We start from the raw sequence: 15690 nt of genomic DNA, 5'->3' as shown, positions 1-15690 counted from the left end.
GACGTCCGGCGATTACCGGGACAGCGGTCATTCTCGCAGCGCCTCTCGTCCTCGTGTCGGTTCTGCTGAGCGGGTGCGCGGGGAGCCGCGGGGACGGCGGGGACGGCGGATACGGCACCCGCAACGACATCGCGGTGGTCTGGCCGAGCGACGGGGCGGCGGGCGCGGCGGCTGACAGGGCGACAGGCGGGGCGGCGGGCGGCACAGCCGGTGGCGCCCCGATCGTCATCGCTGTCCTGTCCGACCGCGGCTCCGCGGGCGCGTCCTCCGACGACTCCCTGATCGCGGACGCCACCAAGGCAGCCCTCGCCGCACTCGGCCGGGCCGCGGGGAACGGGAACGGGTAGCGGGGTACTGCGGGCTGCGGGCCCGGCTCCGCCGGACGGGTCGGGTTTCACGGTCCGGTCGCAACCGGGACCGCGCGCACTGCGTTGTATACGGAGGAGAGCAGCGGCTGTGGGGGCGCTGTGCGTGGCCGGGCTTGCAGGAGGGCGGAAGCGTGATGCGAGGGCTGGTTCGCACGGGGGTCGCGATGACGGCCTGTGCGGCAGTGGTGGTGGCTGCCGCCGGGGTCGCGGGGGCCGCGGGGGCTTCGGCGCCTGCGGAGTCAGGCTCCGCGCGGGCGGCGTCGACCGTCGCGATGTCATCCGTCCCCGTACCGGGGTCGCTCCCCGCCGTGGTGGGCGGCGCCGCGCGGGTGGGGGCCGCGCCCGCGTCGCAGCGGCTGACGGTGCAGGTCTGGCTCAAGCCGGACGCGGCGCGCGCAGCCGCGTTCGCGGACGCGGTGGCCACGCCGGGCAACCCCGCCTTCCACCACTACCTGAGCCCGGACGGCTACACCGCCCGCTTCGGCCCCACCGCCGCGCAGGCGGGGGCGGTGGCGGCGTGGCTCACCGGCCAAGGGCTGACGGGGGTTCAGGTCGACCGTGGCCGCGCCTATGTGACGGCGGCCGGACCGGTCCCGGCGGTCGAGTCGGCCTTCCGGGTGCGGATCGGCCGGTACCGGGCCGGGGACGCCGGGGGCGCCGGGAACGGCTCGGCGGACTCGGCGCCGGTGTTCACCGCGAACGACCGCGAGGCGTCGGTGCCTGCCTCGCTGGCCTCGGACGTGCTGGACGTGACGGGGCTGAGCAGCACGTCCGCCGCGACGACCGACACCGCCACGCCGAGCCGCGCAACGACCGGAACGGCCACGCCGAGCCGCCCGGCGACCGGGGCGGCGGCCAAGACGGCGACGTGCTCCGGGTACTGGGCGCAGCACGGACACGCCGTGCACCCCGCGTACCAGGGGCTGACCCGGGCCTCGCTGCCGGTGTGCGGGTACTCCGCCGCGCAGCTCCGCGCCGCCTACGGGGCGGAGTCGCGGGACACCGGCCGGGGCCAGACCGTGGCGCTGACCGAGGACGAGGCGCCGACCGCGATGTTCCGGACGCTGACGGCGTACGCCCGGAGCAACCACCTTCCGCTGCCGAAGCCCTCCCAGTTCCGGCAGGTCCAGGCCGGGGCCAGCTGCCAGACCCCCTCAGCGGCAGCGGACCGCGCGGCAGCCGACCGTGCTGCTCAGTCGCCCCCCGTCGACGTCGAGGCGGAGATGGACTCCGAAGCCGTGTACGCCATGGCGCCGGGCGCGGACCAGGTGATGGTGGTGGGCACCGGTTGCAGCGAGGACCAGGCGCTGCTGGACGCGGTGTCGGCGGTGCTGACCGGGGACGGCCACCACCCGTTGGCCACCGTCGCGTCGAACTCCTGGCAGATCCCGCTGGGAGAGGTGTCGCCGCGGACCGTGCACGCCATCGACGTACGGGCCGCGGCCGAGGGCGTCGGCATGTACGTCGCCTCCGGCGACACCCCCGGCCTGACGGTCACCGACTCCGACCCGTACGCGGTGGCGGTCGGCGGCACGACCCTCGGCATCGGGGCCGCGAAGAACCGGCTGTTCGAGACCGGCTGGTCCGACGACTCCGGTTCGCTGGACGGCGGCCGATGGACCGACATCGGGGTCAGCGGAGGCGGCGGGGGCGTCAGCGACGTCTACCGGCAGCCGTCGTACCAGCGCGGCGTCGTCCCGGCCTCGATGGCGCGGGTCCGGGTGGGCAAGAAGACGGTGCTCGGCCGGACCGTGCCCGACATCGCCGCGGACGCGGACCCCGACACCGGCATGCTGGTCGGCTACACCGACACCAGCACAGGCACGGACACCGGAACGGCCAGCAGCGGCAGGACGGGCCGCTACCGCACGGTGTCGAGCGCCGGCACCAGCCTGGCCACCCCGCTGGTCGCGGGCCTGGTCGCCGACGCCCAGCAGGGGCAGCAGTCGCCCTACGGCTTCATCAACCCGCTGCTCTACCGCCTGGCCAGGACCGGGGCGTTCCACGACGCCCTGCCAGTCAGCGCGTCCGCGCCGGAGCTGGACCGGGCCGCCTACCTCGCCCCCGACGGCACCTTCACCACCGCGGGCGTCGACGTCTTCGACGCCCAGCACCGTCCCGACACCCAGCAGGTGACCGCCAGGGGCTACGACACCATGACCGGCGTCGGAACCCCGAACGGCGCCGCCTTCATCGCCGCCCTGCGCTGCCTGCGCTGCCTGCACTGACCGCCGCAGGGCGTCCGGCGGTCAGGGGGTGATCAGACCGCGTTCGTAGGCGCGGAACAGACGGCGGGGGACCAGGTGTTCGCGTCCGTCCAGGACGACCGGTACGAGGTGCGGAGCGGTGGCCTTCCACTGGGCTCGGCGGTGGCGGGTGTTGCTGCGGGACGTCTTGCGCTTGGGCACAGCCATGGCGGGGCTCCTTGGTCGCCGGTCATCCTTGGTCGCCGGTCATCGTGGGCTTTGTCGGGGGTGTGCGTCAGCCGACCGGGGTGAGCAGGTCGGCGAAGGCGTCGGGCAGGTGCTTCCAACCCCGCTGGCCGGTGCGCAGTTCGGCGTCGGTGAGCAGGCAGGAGTCCAGCAGGTCGGTGATGCCCTGCTGGTCCAGGTCGGGGGCGGTGAAGACGAGTTGCTGGATCCGGTCGCCGTGCTGGGGGTGCCAGTCCAGGGCCGCGGCGGCGCAGCGGGTGGGCGGGTAGTGCTCCCAGTCGGCGTCGGACAGGGCGGCCAGCCAGGGGCCGCACTCCTCGACCGCGAGGTTGGCGCCGGCCGCGTCCCAGGCGAGCAGGGTGTCGGGGCGGTTGGCGATCCAGAACCGGCCGCGGCTGCGGTGGGCGGCCGGGACCAGCTGGTCCAGCGCCTCGAACAGCCGGGCCGGGTGCAGCGGGCGGCGGCGGGTCCAGAGCAGGGTGGCGACTCCGGCCTGGTCGGCCTGCTGCGGGAGCAGGGCCAGGGCGGGGTTGACCCGGTCGCGGGCCGCGGGGACGTCGAAGCCGCCCAGCGCGGCACGGGCCAGGACGCCGGTGTCCAGGGCCACCAGGCGTGCGGTGGGGTTGAGTTGGTGCAGCATCGCCAGTCCGGCCAGCCGCTGCCGGCGGTCGGGTTCGTGGCGTGGGGCGAAGGGGACGGCCAGGACGGTGGCGTACTCGATCTGGTGGGCCAGGGCCTCAGCTCGGGTGCGGTCGTCATCGGGGCCGGTGTGCAGGGCGTGTTCGCACAGGGTGTCGGGCACCGACAGGTCGGGGACGACCCGCAGCGGGTCGGCCGCGGTGACCACTCCGGCGATCTCCACGAACTCGTCCATGCAGCGGCCGTCCCCGACCTCCGCCGCGGCGATCACCTCGACCACCGGGTGCGGGTCGCTGCCGCCCCACAGCTCCACCACGGCGAGGGTGTGCCGTCCGGCCTCGGCGATGCGGCGCAGCTCCGGCAGCAGGTCGGCGCGGATCGCGCAGCAGGGGCAGTCGTTGACCAGTTCGGCGTCCACGTCCTCGGCCAGTGGACCGGAGGTGGTGCGCTGGGTGCGGTGGACCCGGTGCTGGTCGGCGTGGGTGAGTTCGTGGTGCAGCACCACGACCCGGGGCTGGGCGGCGAGCAGTTCCAGGACGGCCTGGCGGCGGGCGGCCCGGTCCAGCCCGGCGACGACCACCACCGGCAGCCTGACGTCGGTGCTCATCTCCGGGCTCACCAGCTGGACTTGCGCACGCCGGGCAGGAATCCGGCATGCGCCTGGGCACGCAGGTTGACCCGGGACAGGCCGAAGGCGCGCTGGTAGCCGCGCGGGCGGCCGTCCACCGCGTCGCGGTTGCGGACCCGGGTGGCGCTGGCGTCGCGCGGCTGGCGCCGCAGCTCCGCCTGAGCGGCGGTCCGGTCCTCGGGCGCGGTGGTCGGGGCAGCGATCAGCCGCTTGAGCTCCGCACGGCGCTGAGCGTAGCGGGCGACCACCAGGCGGCGCTGCTCATTCTTGGCGGTCTTGCTGGCCTTGGCCATCAGACCTTCACCCCCTGGGCGCGCAGCCGGGCGACCGCGCGTTCGATGCCGAGCTTGTCGACGGTCCTGATGCCCTTGGCCGACAGCGTCAGCCGCACGTGGCGGCCCTCGCCGGGCAGCCAGTAGCGCTTGGACTGGATGTTGGGGTCGAAGCGGCGCTTGGTGCGCCGGTGCGAGTGCGAGATGGCGTGGCCGAAGCCGGGCTTGCGGCCGGTCAGCTGGCAGTGCGCGGACATGGCGGCTCCACGGTCGGGGGTCTGGGGTCTGAGGTCGGGGGTCAGTGGCCAGGGCCGGAGTCGGGGCAGGTGGGATCCGGGGCACGAAAATCCGGGGCCGCGGACGGGAATGCCCGCCGTGGCCTTCTGGTTGAGCTGACTGTACACCAGATGAAAACGACTTCCATTTCACTATAGTCTCCCGGATCACGGACCCACCCACCCCACCGAGGACCGAAGGGATGTCCCGCATGGCCCGCAACGAACTCCGCCCGATCGTCAAGCTCCGCTCCACCGCGGGGACCGGCTACGCGTACGTCACCCGCAAGAACCGCCGCAACGACCCGGACCGGATGGTGCTGCGCAAGTACGACCCGCAGGCCCGCCGCCACGTCGAGTTCCGCGAAGAGCGCTGAGGAAGGACCCAGAACCATGAAGCCCGGCATCCACCCCGAGTACCGCCCCGTGGTGTTCCGCGACAAGGTCGGCGAACTGGCCTTCCTGACCCGCTCCACCATCGCCGGTGACCAGACCGTCACCTGGGACGACGGGAACACGTACCCGGTCGTCGACGTGGAGATCTCCTCCGCCAGCCACCCCTTCTACACCGGCAGCGCCCGCGTCATGGACACCGCAGGCCGCGTCGAGCGCTTCCAGCGCCGCTACGGAGGCGGCGCCCCGGCGGCGGTGCGCTGAGCTACTGGGCACGAGGCACTGGGCCCGACTCGGAGGTCAAGATTCGGTAATGGTTTTCATCTCTACTAGGGTTTGAGTAGAGATGAAAACCATTACCATCTAGCGTGGTCAGTGAGCCGCCCGACTGACACCCTGACCTGCCCCGAGGAGAACTCCGCCATGACCGCCCCCCTGTCGCCCGCAGGCCGCCGGCGCCCGCACCTGCTGATAGCCGCCGCGACCGGCGTCGCCACCCTCGCCGCGTTGAGCGCCTGCTCCACCTCCCCCGAGGCCGTGTCGTCCAGCAGCACCGCCTCGGCAGGCGCGTCGGGCACCGGAGGCGGTTCCACGGTGATCCAGGTGGTCGCGGCGGAGAACTTCTGGGGCAGCATCGCCTCCCAACTCGGCGGCACGCACGTGCACGTGGACAGCATCATCACCAACCCGAACACCGACCCGCACGACTACGAACCCACCGCCGCCGACGCCCGCACCGTCACCACGGCGCAGTTCACCATCGTCAACGGCATCGGCTACGACGCCTGGGCGGACAAGCTGCTGGCCACCAACCCCGGCAGCGGGCGCACCGAGTTGAAGGTCGGCGACCTGGTCGGGCTCAAGCCCGGCGACAACCCGCACCGCTGGTACTCCCCGGAGAACGTGCACCAGGTGATCGAGGCGATCACCGCCGACTACAAGAAGATCGACCCGGCCAATGCCGCGTACTTCGACCAGCAGAAGGCCGCCTTCGAGACGCAGGGCCTGGCCCAGTACAACCAGCTGATCTCCGAGATCAAGAGCACCTACGCGGGCACCCCGATCGGGGCCTCCGAGTCGATCGTGACCCCGCTGGCCGACGGGCTCGGGCTGACCATGAAGACCCCGGAGACCTTCCTGGACGCGATGAGCGAGGGCACCGACCCCACCGCCGCCGACAAGGCCGCCATCGACCAGCAGATCAAGAACAAGCAGATCAAGGTCTACGTCTACAACAGCCAGAACTCCACTCCCGACATCACCGCCCAGGTGAAGCTGGCCACGTCCGAGGGCATCCCGGTGGCCACGGTCACCGAGACGCTGTCCCCGGCCGGCGACACCTTCCAGCAGTGGCAGGTCGCCGAGTTGCAGGGGATCAAGGCCGCACTCCACCAGGCCACCGGGAAGTAGGAGGAGTCGATGAACCCGAACCCGAACGCGATCACCAGGACCCGCGGCCGGGCCGCCCACCCCGCGCCTTCCCCGGCGGCGGGCTGCGCCGTCCCGGGCGACGCCGTCCCGGCGGGGGGTCGTCCCACGCCGACGGGCGACGCCGTCCCCACCCCGGCCGGGGCCTCCGCCCCGGTGGTGTGCCTGTGCGGCGCGGCCGTGCGGGTCGGCGGGCGGACCCTGTGGTCAGGCGTCGACCTGGAGGTGCAGGCCGGGGAGTTCATCGCCGTCCTCGGCCCCAACGGCGTGGGCAAGTCCACCCTGGTCAAGGTGCTGCTCGGGGTGCAGCCCGCGGCGGCCGGGGAGATCACGGTGCTCGGCGGGCTGCCCGGCCGGTCCGGCAGCCGGGTCGGCTACCTGCCGCAGCGCCGCAGCTTCGACGCCGGGCTGCGGATCCGCGGCATCGACATCGTCCGGCTCGGCCTGGACGGCGACCGCTGGGGCGTCCCGCTGCCCCGGGGCCGGCGGCGGCGCGCGGCCGAGGAGCGGATCGCGGAAGTGATCGAGCTGGTCGGCGCGGGCGCCTACGCGCACCGTCCGATCGGCGCCTGCTCCGGCGGCGAGCAGCAGCGGCTGCTGATCGCCCAGGCGCTGGTCCGCCGTCCCGAAGTGCTGCTGCTGGACGAGCCGCTGGACAGCCTGGACCTGCCCAACCAGAGCGCGGTCGCGGCGCTGATCGGCCGGATCTGCCACCAGGAGCGGGTCGCCGTGGTGATGGTCGCCCACGACGTGAACCCGATCCTGCACCACCTGGACCGGGTGGTGTACATCGCCGAGGGCGGCGCGGTCTGCGGTCCGCCCAGCGAGGTCATCAACTCCGAGACCCTGTCCCGGCTCTACCGCACCCCGGTCGAGGTGCTGTCCACCACCGACGGGCGGCTGGTGGTGGTCGGCCAGCCCGAGGCCCCCGCCCTGCACAGCGACCGGCACGCGGGCAGCCTGGGCGGGGTGGGCAACCTGGGCAGGTTGATCTGACATGGGATCAGTCAGCTTCTCCTGGAATCTTGTTGACGACTTCCAGCAGATGTGGTCGTACCCGTTCATGGTGAACGCCTTCCGCGCGGGCGCGGTGGTGGCCGTGGTCGCCGGGGTGACCGGCTGGTTCATGGTGCTGCGCCGGCAGACCTTCGCCGCGCACACCCTGTCCGCGGTCGCGTTCCCCGGCGCCGCGTTCGCCACGCTGGCCGGGATCAGCCTCAGCCTGGGCTACTTCGGGTTCTGCGTCGCCGCCGCCCTAATCCTGGCCGCGCTGCGGCGCGGCGGAACGGTGAGCGGAACCGCGTCCGGCGACGCGGGCGGATCCGAGGAGAGCGCGGCCACCGGCGTGGTCCAGGCCTTCCTGCTGGCCTGCGGCTACCTCTTCATGGCCCTCTACAAGGGCCTGCTGGCGGGTCCGCAGGCCCTGCTGTTCGGCAGCTTCCTGGGCATCACCACCGGCCAGGTCACCACCCTGGCCGTGGCCGCGCTGCTGGTCCTCGCGGTACTCGCCGTGATCGGCCGCCCGCTGCTGTTCGCCTCGGTGGACCCGCAGGTCGCCGCCGGACGCGGGGTGCCGGTCCGCGGCCTGTCCACCCTGTTCCTGGTACTGCTCGGCGTCGCCACCGCCGAGGCCGCGCAGATCACCGGCGCGCTGCTGGTCTTCGCCCTGCTGGTACTGCCCGCCGCCACCGCCCAGCAGCTCACCGCCCGGCCCGGTCGGAGCCTGCTGCTGACCGTGGCCATCGGCTTCGCCGTGACCTGGGCCGGGCTGGTCGCCGCGTTCTACTGGCCCTACCCGCTGGGATTCTTCGTGACCACCTTCGCCTTCGCCGCGTTCCTGCTGGCCCACGCCGCCCGCGCGCTGGCCGCCGCCACCGCCCGCCGCCGACCCGCCCTGGCCCTGGCGGCCGTGGGGGCCGTGGGGGGTGCGGCATGACCGGCCCCTGGCAGTACGGCCTGACCGGCCCGGGGCAGTACGGCGCGACCGGCCCGGGGCAGTACGGCACGACTGCGCTCGCCGACAGCGCCGTCCCCTCCGTGTGGACCCAGCCGTTCTTCCACCACGCTCTGCTCGCAGGGACGTTCATCGCGCTGGCGGCCGGCCTGGTCGGCTACTTCCTGGTGCTGCGCGCCCAGGTCTTCACCGGCGACGCGCTCAGCCACGTCGCCTTCACCGGCGCCATGGCCGCCCTCGCCGGAGGCTACGACCTGCGGCTGGGGCTGTTCGTCGGCTGCGTCGGCGCCGGGCTGCTGCTGGCCGGGATCGGCCGCCGGGGCAAGGCCGACGACGTCGTCATCGGCAGCGCCTTCGCCTGGATCCTCGGCCTGGGCTCCTTCTTCCTCACCCTCTACACCACCTCCGCCAGCGGCATGGGCAACGGCGGCGCGGGCACCACCGTCCTGTTCGGCTCGATCTTCGGGCTGAGCGGCGGACAGACCCTGGTCGCCGTCCTCGTCGCCGCCGCCATCAGCGCGGTGCTGCTGCTCATCGCCCGCCCGCTGCTGTTCGCCACCGTGGACGAGTCGGTGGCGGCAGCCCGCGGCGTCCCGGTCAAAGCCCTGGGCCTGGGCTTCCTCGCCCTGGTCGGCGCCTGCGCCGGAGAGGCGACCCAGGCGGTCGGCTCCCTGCTCCTGCTCGGCCTGCTCGCCGCCCCGGCCGGAGCCGCCGTCCGACTGACCGACCGCCCCTTCCGCGGCCTGGCCCTCGCCGCGGGCCTCGCAGTCGCCGAGATGTGGGCCGGCCTCGCGGCGAGCGCCCTGATCCCCCGCTGCCCGCCAAGCTTCGCCATCATGGCCGCCGCCACCGCGGTCTACGCCGCAACCTACCTCCGCCGCCCGGCGGCCCGCCCCGCGGCGGCCTCCGCGACCGCGGTGATCTAAACCCTCGCGCGCGCGGACGCCAGTGACATCGAGCCGGCCCTCCTTGAGGACTGGTTTTTGAACCCCGCGCGCGGACGCCAGCTCAGAACCACTTCGGCCACGGGCCGCAACTGTGATTCGGTCCAGCGCAGCGCCTACTGCTTCGACCCACGCGGCCCACGCTGCACGCCGGCCGCGCCAGAAACCCCGTGCCACCACCTGCCCGTCACATCTACGCTGCCGCCATGGATCGTGAGCAGCGGGTGACAGGTGCCGTGGTCGGCTCGGCGGTCGGTGACGCGCTGGGTGCGCCCTTCGAGTTCAGCAGGGAGCGCACCTTCTCCGCGCGCTTCCCGCAGCCGGACCCCGACAACGAGATGTGCGGCGGCGGGAGTTGGGAGCCCGGCGAGGCCACCGACGACACCCAGATGGCCGTCCACCTCGCCGAGTCCCTGCTCGAACGCGACGGCCTGGACCTGCCGGACATCTTCGACCGCTTCCAGCGCTGGGCCACCGACGATCCCATGGACATCGGCCTGCAGACCGAGAGCGTGCTGACCAACGGCCACCCTTGGGACCTCGCCGCCGCCTTCCACTTCCAGACCCACCACCGCGCCGCAGGCAACGGCTCGTTGATGCGCGCCACCACCTCCGCCGTCTACTTCGCCCGCGCCGGACAGCACACCACCATGGACGTGGCCCGCCGCATCGCCGCCCTCACCCACGGCGACCCCGCCGCCTGGGAAGGCACCGCGATCTTCCACGAACTCGTCCGCATCGCCCTGGACGGCGACGACCCCCTCACCGCCCTGCCCGACATCCTGCCCCTGATCGCCCCGGACCAGCGCGAGCGCTACGCCGTCGTCCTCGCCCCCGACTGGCACCCCGACCAGGCCACCGAGTTCAACGGTGCCGTCTGGCCCTGCCTCGGCTCCGCCGTCTGGGCCCTCCGCACCACCACCACCTTCGACGCCGCCCTCCGCACCGCCGTCGACCTCGGCGGCGACACCGACACCGTCGCCGCAGTCACCGGCGGCCTCGCAGGCGCGGTCTACGGGCTGGACGCGATACCCGCCCCGTGGACCCGCCCGCTCCATCTCCTGCTACCGGGATCCGACGGCCGGGAACTGGACTTTGCCGACCTGGTGAAGCTCGCCGCACGCTTGGGCTTGGACACCCTGCCGGACGAGTAGCTCAGCTGTTGGTACCGACCTCGCTGTGATCGTTTCCGGTCAGCCGGCGGTGAGGGAGGTGCGGACGCGGTCGATGGCGCGCAGGACTTCGTCGCGGTTCTTCGCGTGCTTGATCCAGACGGGCAGGCGGGCGACGAGCGTCATCTTCCGGCGGCTGTCGTACCAGGGGGTGCGTTCCCGCAGCGTGGCCGATACGTAGTGGTGGATCAGGGTGAGGTGCTCCGGGTTGTAGGCCCACAGCCAGCCGTGCCGGGTCTCGGTCTGGAGTCGCAACGCGGTACCGAAGTAGGGGTCGGTCATGCCTCTGCGGGTGCCGCGAAGGAAGACCAGGCGGTGGCTGAGCGTGGCCCTGGTCAGGCCGCAGTGTCGGCAGACGAGGCGGCGAGGGGCGAACGCCGGCCGATGTCCAGCCTCCGGGTCCCGGCCTGCCGGGATGACCCGCGCGCTGCTCGCACAGCGCGGGCAGGTCACGTGGATGTCGTGGAGGAAGTCGTACTCCGTGCTGCGGGGATCCCGGAACCGGCGCGTCTGCGATGGCGTGGACACCCTGCGAGTATCAGACACCGTGGAGTCGGACGGCTACGGATTTGTGGCCCGTGGGCAGTTGTGCGCAGCGTTGTGCTCGATCGGGCGAGCCCGGAGCAGCGACGGGAGTCGTGGGCGCTGATCGAGCCGGGCTGCCGCCGCGGCAGGAACAGTCGCCGGGTCCGCGGCCGGTATCGGACCGACCGTGCCCGCAAGGAGTGTTCGGTGCGCTGCTGCCGCGCGGGAGTTCCGGGCAGTGGCCAACGCACGGGTACGAATCCTGGGCCCTGACCATCCGTGGACCCGGGTTGCCGAAGAAGCCGCCGAACGGCTCCAAGGCCATACCGGCTGAGCCCCTGCTCCCCGCCAACGCGGGGGTGATCCGCCTGCTCTGCGGGCACTCGGTGCCGTACTCGGCTGCTCCCCTGTCAGCACACCAGCGCCGACGAGGGCGGAGCAACTGGCTTGCCTGTCCCGATCTGCTTGGGACACGCTGACCTGAAATCGGTGAGACCCGGAACCCCGAGTCTTCGGCCCGGGGGTTCCGGGGGAACAGGGGCGAGAAATGAGCAAGAGAAAGAGCACGCCACCCTGGGCGCAAGTGCCCACCGGAATCACGATCTTCGCAACGCCGGAAGGCTGGCGACACAGCATCTGGGCAGGCGGGTTCATCTGCGGACGCCTGGACCTGCCCGCGGAGGCCGGCGACGACGACGCGAAGGCAGCCGCACGAACGATGGTCGTCAGCCTCGCCGCAGACATCCACAACGTCACCCTGGAGATCGACTGGACCGCCGGCAAGACTCCCCGCTCCTGGAACGGTACGGCGCGCCCAGCAGAACAGTGAGGCCCAACGCCGGCTCCTCACCCTGCGGGGACTTCGCCTTCGGCTCCGTTGCCTCCGTCTCCCTGGGCAGCGTGGTTGGACGGCCACCCAGTCCGGCCTGATCCCGGACAGGACTACCCGGAAGCCCGCTCAGTCCCAGGAGTTGAAGAGCACCTCGCCCAGTCTGGTGGCGCGCCAGTATCGGATCTGCATCCATTCGGCAGGGCGCAGGTCCGAGGTGTCCACCTGACTGAGCGGCGAGTTGAGCAGGTGAGCGGACATGACTGTGAACCCCGCGTCCGTGAAGATGTTCGACCAGACCGGAGGGTCCTGGAACTCGTCCACATAGCCCGGCCGCGGGTCGGCGGCGGCGAAGGCGATGAGCGGGAGATAGGCATGGCACAGGACGACGACGTGTGTGCCGTTTCGTTCCACGACCGTGGCCGTGTGGAAGCTCCGTGGATACGCCTGCCGAACGAACTCGCCCACCTGCCCGCCCGTGACCCGGGCAGCCATGTACCAGGCAGCCCGAAATGCTTGCAGGTCGGTCTCAGGGAGCAGGTCGTCCTTGGCGCCCCGAAATCCGGTTGCGCCCCTCGCCAGCTGGAACACCACAATCCTCCGCTACACCGCCCCGCGGCACCCACCCTGAGGCTATCCCGGATGCCGCCTCCGTCGCTCATCAACTGCCGGGTGGCCACGGCCCGTTCAAGAGGGTGCGGGCCTCCTGGATGATGCGGTCCCTGTAGGTGTCGCGGGGCAAGGTGTAGTCCGGTGTCCAGTCGTCGTACTCGCTGATCCAGCCGATGATCGGGAGCAGCGCGTCGGGGTGACCGAGCCTGTTCCAACCCTCGTACCAGATGAGGTGGCCGCCCTCGGCGGGGTGCAGGCTGCCGTTGGCGATCAGCTGGAGCCACCAGCGGACCAAGGTCCAGCGAGCGGCCGGTTGCGTGTCGGGGATGCTGGGCGCGAGGTCGAGTTCATCGATGACCTGGACGAAGAGGTCGTTGGCCAGGGGTTCCTCGTTGCGGGTCAGGCCGGCCAGAACCCGCAGGGCCGGGGTGTCGACGTCCAGGACGAGGGCGACCAGGGCGGCTTGGATGAGCTGGTCGGAGCCGACCATGCCGCCGAGGCGCTGCTCGATGGCGAGCATGCGCAGGTGGTCGACTGCCTGGTCCGCACTGAGGGCGTAGGGGTCATGGGGCGCAGTGAGGACGATCTCTCGCGACGTCCCGGTCCCGCCGAGGAAGTAGGACCAGAAGGGCACGCTCGCTCGGGTGCGGCTGAGGTCGACTGCGGGTCCGCCGAACTCGTGGTGGAGATAGTCGGCGAGGTGGTTGCCGTAGTAGATGATGTCGGTCTGCATGACCGAGAGCACGGGATGGCCGCTCTGCCCGGCGCCGGCGGGCAGGTAGCGGTGCCCGAAGACCGGAACCAGTTGCGGGGCGGCAAGCATATGCTCGCGGGCGAGCTGCAACGCTTCTCCGCGGTTCTCAGGCCGCTCGCCCCAACCGGGGTACCAGAAACCGTTGTGCTCGACGTCGAAGAGGACCCCGCCGGCAGGTGCGTCCAGGCGGTCACGAAGCTCCTGCGGATCACCGTCACGCCAGTCCGGCCAGGACCCGCCCAGCGGCAACCCGGCCCGAAGGAAGACCCGATGATCGTCCGCGAAGGTGAACCCGTACCGGCGTTCAACCTCCTTCAGTTCGGCTTCGCTCAGTCCGGGACCGACCTCGACAGGCAAGGCAGCGAGCAGGGCAGACGCCGCCTCATGGGTCAGGGACTCGGGCTGGATGGCGGTCACAGGCCGGAGCATAGCTGCGGCCCTCTCGCTGGCCAGTACTGACGCGGGTATCGCAGCGAGCACCACTTTGCGAAATGTCGCCAAACCTGCGCGGCAGTCGCGATCGGAGGGAGCAGACCTGACTCCAGCACCGCCAAGCCCCGATCGGCTTCGGACGGCCGAGCGCCCGGAGCGCTACCTAGGGCTGATGCCGTCTCGAATCAGTCCCACGACCCGGTCGCTGTCTGCGAGGTTGGGAAGCACCGCGTCCGCCCCGGCGTCCTCCAAGTCGGTCGAGCTGCTCTTGCCGGAGGCGACGGCGAGGGAACTGGCGCCGACCGCGCGCCGCGGCAACGTCAGCGGGCGTGTCGCCGATGACCAAGACCTCGGCGATGTCGCGCAGCAGATCATCGCTGCGGCCCGCGCGCACGAAGGCGATTCGGACGAGCGTGGCCCGGTCATCCGAGTCCTCCGCATATCCGCCCAGGTCGAAGTCGATGTGCCGGTCCAGGCCGAAAGTAGCCAGCTTGGTCTGGGCGACACGCCGGACGTTGCCGGACACGATGCCCTGTCGGACGCCGGGAAGCGCGGCCACGCCGCCGACCTCTACTTCCTGCTGCGCTCCTACCTTCGCCGCACCGGTCGAGTAGACATGTCGATGCTGGCCGCAGACCGGGCCATGCGCGCGGCCGAGGACGCAGACGACCCGCTGCGCATCGCTGCAGCCCAGGGAATCTGGGTCACGTCCTGCTGACTGCTGGCGATGCTGAGCAGATCAGCATCCTCGGCGTCGAGCAGCTGCAGCCGCAAGTGGACGTCGGCGACGAGGAGTGCGCGGCCATGCAAGGTGCGTTGCACCTGGTCTCGGCTGTGGCGTGCGTTCGGCGCCGAGACTGGTGGAAGGCCCGCGACCGGGTCCGGGAGGCGCCTTACCGGCAGCTGAGCGCGTCGGCGAGGGCAATGTGATGTGGACTGCCTTCGGGCCGACGAACGTGGCGCTGCACATGGTTAGCATCGAGAGGGAAGCCGGCGAGGCGTCGGACGCGCTCCACCGCGCCGACGCGATCGACACCGGCGGTATTCCGTCCAGGGAACGGGCCTTCACTCATCTGATCGAGGTCGCCCGATGCTACGACCTACGGCGGAAGGACGCCGGTGTGCTGCTGCAGCTCCTGCAGGCAGAGGATCTCGCTCCGGAAGATCTTGCGCGGACTCAGGCCGCCCGGGAGATGACGGTTGGTCTGCTGCGCCGAGCCCGCCTGCTACACGCCCGGCAGGCCGAGGCCTTGGCCGGACGGATGGGGATGCTCTGACCCGTGCTGAGAGCACAGCCGTGCCCACAGCACGGGTCATGATCCGGGACCGCCCGTAGCGTCGTTTTCAAGACAGCGACGACCTACGGAGCCCCCAATGCCTCAGGCACACCCTGACGACGAAATGTTCCTCGACAGCCTGAGGTGGATTGCGGGTTCGTATACAATCTGCCCGCCTGACCGCCGCCACCATCAGCTCGCGACCGAGGTCGACCACATCGAGCAGGGCACGCTGATCGGTCCCGGGATTCTCTACTGCCGCACCGATCTCGCCTACCGACTTGTCCTCGATCGCGCCCAGGCCGGCATGGATGGCGTCGAGAACTACCAGTCGAGCCTGCGCAGCGTTCCCTGTGGCTGATGCGACGGGGCTGGGTAGCCCTCGCTGCTCCTTGTAAGCCCAGAGCGCCGCCCGTCCGCAGTCACCCCATCGGCTGCGGGCGGCCGGCTCTGCGTCTGGATCCGAGACCGTCTCCACCGGCGGCTTGACCTGCCAGGTTCCATGATCAATCTGGATGCAATCTGGAGATCAACCCCCTAGGCAGCCGGATCACCCCCGCGTTGGCGGGGAGCAGCAGAGCGCGGAGCTCGTCCTGACCTCGATGAGCGGATCACCCCCGCGTTGGCGGGGAGCTGTGAACGACGGCGGTTTTCCCCAGGGGTGGTGTCGGCGTAATTCTCCAACCCCTGGGGCCGCCGCAGTCAGGCTGCGGACTGCTGGCTGATCTTCTCGGTGGGGGTCCTCGGTCGCTTGTT

At 71.6% G+C, this 15690-nt stretch carries 20 protein-coding genes; 13 read left to right on the top strand and 7 right to left on the bottom strand.

What is annotated here, in order from left to right:
* Positions 1-53 precede the first annotated feature (53 nt).
* Positions 54-347 (top strand): hypothetical protein, encoded by a 294-nt coding sequence (locus tag ACEZDE_RS17250; RefSeq protein WP_380537169.1) that lies wholly within the window; start codon positions 54-56, stop codon positions 345-347.
* 293 nt (positions 348-640) lie between these two features.
* Positions 641-2596 (top strand): S53 family peptidase, encoded by a 1956-nt coding sequence (locus tag ACEZDE_RS17245; protein WP_380537168.1) that lies wholly within the window; start codon positions 641-643, stop codon positions 2594-2596.
* 21 nt (positions 2597-2617) lie between these two features.
* Here the strand turns inward: ACEZDE_RS17245 and rpmF are convergent, their stop codons facing one another.
* The 4 genes from rpmF to rpmB all read right to left on the bottom strand — a co-directional run bounded on the left by rpmF (position 2618) and on the right by rpmB (position 4596).
* The gene (gene rpmF / locus ACEZDE_RS17240; RefSeq protein WP_380537167.1) at positions 2618-2782 is read right to left on the bottom strand and encodes a 50S ribosomal protein L32; all 165 of its coding nucleotides are present in this window, start codon (positions 2780-2782) and stop codon (positions 2618-2620) included.
* 67 nt (positions 2783-2849) lie between these two features.
* The gene (locus ACEZDE_RS17235) at positions 2850-4046 is read right to left on the bottom strand and encodes a CobW family GTP-binding protein (protein WP_380537166.1); all 1197 of its coding nucleotides are present in this window, start codon (positions 4044-4046) and stop codon (positions 2850-2852) included.
* 8 nt (positions 4047-4054) lie between these two features.
* Positions 4055-4360, bottom strand: coding sequence for a 30S ribosomal protein S14 (rpsN, locus tag ACEZDE_RS17230; protein WP_380537165.1), 306 nt, complete (start codon positions 4358-4360; stop codon positions 4055-4057).
* Positions 4360-4596: a 50S ribosomal protein L28 gene (gene rpmB, locus ACEZDE_RS17225; protein WP_380537164.1), complete on the bottom strand. Its 237-nt coding sequence runs from the start codon at positions 4594-4596 to the stop codon at positions 4360-4362. Before rpmB ends, rpsN begins: the two co-directional genes overlap by 1 nt.
* A 230-nt stretch (positions 4597-4826) precedes the next feature.
* On the opposite strand from rpmB, the gene rpmG reads away from it, so the two are divergent.
* The 7 genes from rpmG to ACEZDE_RS17190 all read left to right on the top strand — a co-directional run bounded on the left by rpmG (position 4827) and on the right by ACEZDE_RS17190 (position 10487).
* Positions 4827-4991 carry a 50S ribosomal protein L33 gene (gene rpmG, locus ACEZDE_RS17220; RefSeq protein WP_380537163.1) on the top strand — a complete coding sequence of 55 codons (165 nt, stop codon included), beginning with the start codon at positions 4827-4829 and terminating at the stop codon, positions 4989-4991.
* Between the two features lie 16 nt (positions 4992-5007).
* Complete coding sequence (locus tag ACEZDE_RS17215) at positions 5008-5271, top strand: type B 50S ribosomal protein L31 (protein ID WP_380537162.1); 264 nt, start codon at positions 5008-5010, stop codon at positions 5269-5271.
* Positions 5272-5430: 159 nt separating this feature from the next.
* Positions 5431-6417 (top strand): metal ABC transporter solute-binding protein, Zn/Mn family, encoded by a 987-nt coding sequence (locus tag ACEZDE_RS17210; RefSeq protein WP_380537161.1) that lies wholly within the window; start codon positions 5431-5433, stop codon positions 6415-6417.
* 9 nt (positions 6418-6426) lie between these two features.
* Positions 6427-7431 carry a metal ABC transporter ATP-binding protein gene (locus ACEZDE_RS17205; RefSeq protein ID WP_380537160.1) on the top strand — a complete coding sequence of 335 codons (1005 nt, stop codon included), beginning with the start codon at positions 6427-6429 and terminating at the stop codon, positions 7429-7431.
* A 1-nt stretch (position 7432) separates the two neighbouring features.
* Positions 7433-8371: a metal ABC transporter permease gene (locus ACEZDE_RS17200; RefSeq protein WP_380537159.1), complete on the top strand. Its 939-nt coding sequence runs from the start codon at positions 7433-7435 to the stop codon at positions 8369-8371.
* A complete protein-coding gene (locus ACEZDE_RS17195) occupies positions 8368-9315 on the top strand; it encodes a metal ABC transporter permease (RefSeq protein WP_380537158.1) in 948 nt (315 codons plus the stop codon). Before ACEZDE_RS17200 ends, ACEZDE_RS17195 begins: the two co-directional genes overlap by 4 nt.
* A gap of 224 nt (positions 9316-9539) precedes the next feature.
* Positions 9540-10487 carry an ADP-ribosylglycohydrolase family protein gene (locus ACEZDE_RS17190; protein ID WP_380537157.1) on the top strand — a complete coding sequence of 316 codons (948 nt, stop codon included), beginning with the start codon at positions 9540-9542 and terminating at the stop codon, positions 10485-10487.
* A gap of 39 nt (positions 10488-10526) precedes the next feature.
* On the opposite strand, the gene ACEZDE_RS17185 is transcribed toward ACEZDE_RS17190, so the two are convergent.
* Positions 10527-10787: a hypothetical protein gene (locus tag ACEZDE_RS17185; protein ID WP_380537156.1), complete on the bottom strand. Its 261-nt coding sequence runs from the start codon at positions 10785-10787 to the stop codon at positions 10527-10529.
* A 790-nt stretch (positions 10788-11577) separates the two neighbouring features.
* On the opposite strand from ACEZDE_RS17185, the gene ACEZDE_RS17180 reads away from it, so the two are divergent.
* Positions 11578-11859, top strand: coding sequence for a hypothetical protein (locus ACEZDE_RS17180; protein WP_380537155.1), 282 nt, complete (start codon positions 11578-11580; stop codon positions 11857-11859).
* 129 nt (positions 11860-11988) lie between these two features.
* On the opposite strand, the gene ACEZDE_RS17175 is transcribed toward ACEZDE_RS17180, so the two are convergent.
* Positions 11989-12450, bottom strand: a complete 462-nt coding sequence (locus ACEZDE_RS17175) for a hypothetical protein (RefSeq protein ID WP_380537154.1) — start codon at positions 12448-12450, stop codon at positions 11989-11991.
* A gap of 70 nt (positions 12451-12520) precedes the next feature.
* The gene (locus ACEZDE_RS17170; protein WP_380537153.1) at positions 12521-13642 is read right to left on the bottom strand and encodes a hypothetical protein; all 1122 of its coding nucleotides are present in this window, start codon (positions 13640-13642) and stop codon (positions 12521-12523) included.
* A 232-nt stretch (positions 13643-13874) separates the two neighbouring features.
* Between ACEZDE_RS17170 and ACEZDE_RS17165 the strand changes: the two genes are divergently transcribed.
* The 3 genes from ACEZDE_RS17165 to ACEZDE_RS17155 all read left to right on the top strand — a co-directional run bounded on the left by ACEZDE_RS17165 (position 13875) and on the right by ACEZDE_RS17155 (position 15295).
* Positions 13875-14375: a hypothetical protein gene (locus tag ACEZDE_RS17165; protein ID WP_380537152.1), complete on the top strand. Its 501-nt coding sequence runs from the start codon at positions 13875-13877 to the stop codon at positions 14373-14375.
* Between the two features lie 211 nt (positions 14376-14586).
* Positions 14587-14934: a hypothetical protein gene (locus ACEZDE_RS17160; RefSeq protein WP_380537151.1), complete on the top strand. Its 348-nt coding sequence runs from the start codon at positions 14587-14589 to the stop codon at positions 14932-14934.
* Positions 14935-15058: 124 nt separating this feature from the next.
* Complete coding sequence (locus tag ACEZDE_RS17155) at positions 15059-15295, top strand: hypothetical protein (RefSeq protein ID WP_380537150.1); 237 nt, start codon at positions 15059-15061, stop codon at positions 15293-15295.
* Positions 15296-15690 lie beyond the last annotated feature (395 nt).

The organism is Streptacidiphilus cavernicola (assembly GCF_042510955.1).
GTDB lineage: Bacteria > Actinomycetota > Actinomycetes > Streptomycetales > Streptomycetaceae > Streptacidiphilus > Streptacidiphilus cavernicola.
This window is presented reverse-complemented; position numbering and strand designations above follow the sequence as displayed.

Bases quoted from the DNA above. Each gene is read 5' to 3' on its own strand.
- ACEZDE_RS17205 (WP_380537160.1), top strand. From the start codon at position 6,427: ATGAACCCGAACCCGAACGCGATCACCAGGACCCGCGGCCGGGCCGCC.
- ACEZDE_RS17215 (WP_380537162.1), top strand. From the start codon at position 5,008: ATGAAGCCCGGCATCCACCCCGAGTACCGCCCCGTGGTGTTCCGCGAC.
- ACEZDE_RS17210 (WP_380537161.1), top strand. From the start codon at position 5,431: ATGACCGCCCCCCTGTCGCCCGCAGGCCGCCGGCGCCCGCACCTGCTG.
- rpsN (WP_380537165.1), bottom strand. From the start codon at position 4,360: ATGGCCAAGGCCAGCAAGACCGCCAAGAATGAGCAGCGCCGCCTGGTG.
- ACEZDE_RS17235 (WP_380537166.1), bottom strand. From the start codon at position 4,046: ATGAGCACCGACGTCAGGCTGCCGGTGGTGGTCGTCGCCGGGCTGGAC.
- ACEZDE_RS17180 (WP_380537155.1), top strand. From the start codon at position 11,578: ATGAGCAAGAGAAAGAGCACGCCACCCTGGGCGCAAGTGCCCACCGGA.
- rpmG (WP_380537163.1), top strand. From the start codon at position 4,827: ATGGCCCGCAACGAACTCCGCCCGATCGTCAAGCTCCGCTCCACCGCG.
- ACEZDE_RS17155 (WP_380537150.1), top strand. From the start codon at position 15,059: ATGTTCCTCGACAGCCTGAGGTGGATTGCGGGTTCGTATACAATCTGC.
- ACEZDE_RS17160 (WP_380537151.1), top strand. From the start codon at position 14,587: ATGTGGACTGCCTTCGGGCCGACGAACGTGGCGCTGCACATGGTTAGC.
- rpmB (WP_380537164.1), bottom strand. From the start codon at position 4,596: ATGTCCGCGCACTGCCAGCTGACCGGCCGCAAGCCCGGCTTCGGCCAC.
- rpmF (WP_380537167.1), bottom strand. From the start codon at position 2,782: ATGGCTGTGCCCAAGCGCAAGACGTCCCGCAGCAACACCCGCCACCGC.
- ACEZDE_RS17200 (WP_380537159.1), top strand. From the start codon at position 7,433: ATGGGATCAGTCAGCTTCTCCTGGAATCTTGTTGACGACTTCCAGCAG.
- ACEZDE_RS17185 (WP_380537156.1), bottom strand. From the start codon at position 10,787: ATGACCGACCCCTACTTCGGTACCGCGTTGCGACTCCAGACCGAGACC.
- ACEZDE_RS17195 (WP_380537158.1), top strand. From the start codon at position 8,368: ATGACCGGCCCCTGGCAGTACGGCCTGACCGGCCCGGGGCAGTACGGC.
- ACEZDE_RS17245 (WP_380537168.1), top strand. From the start codon at position 641: ATGTCATCCGTCCCCGTACCGGGGTCGCTCCCCGCCGTGGTGGGCGGC.
- ACEZDE_RS17190 (WP_380537157.1), top strand. From the start codon at position 9,540: ATGGATCGTGAGCAGCGGGTGACAGGTGCCGTGGTCGGCTCGGCGGTC.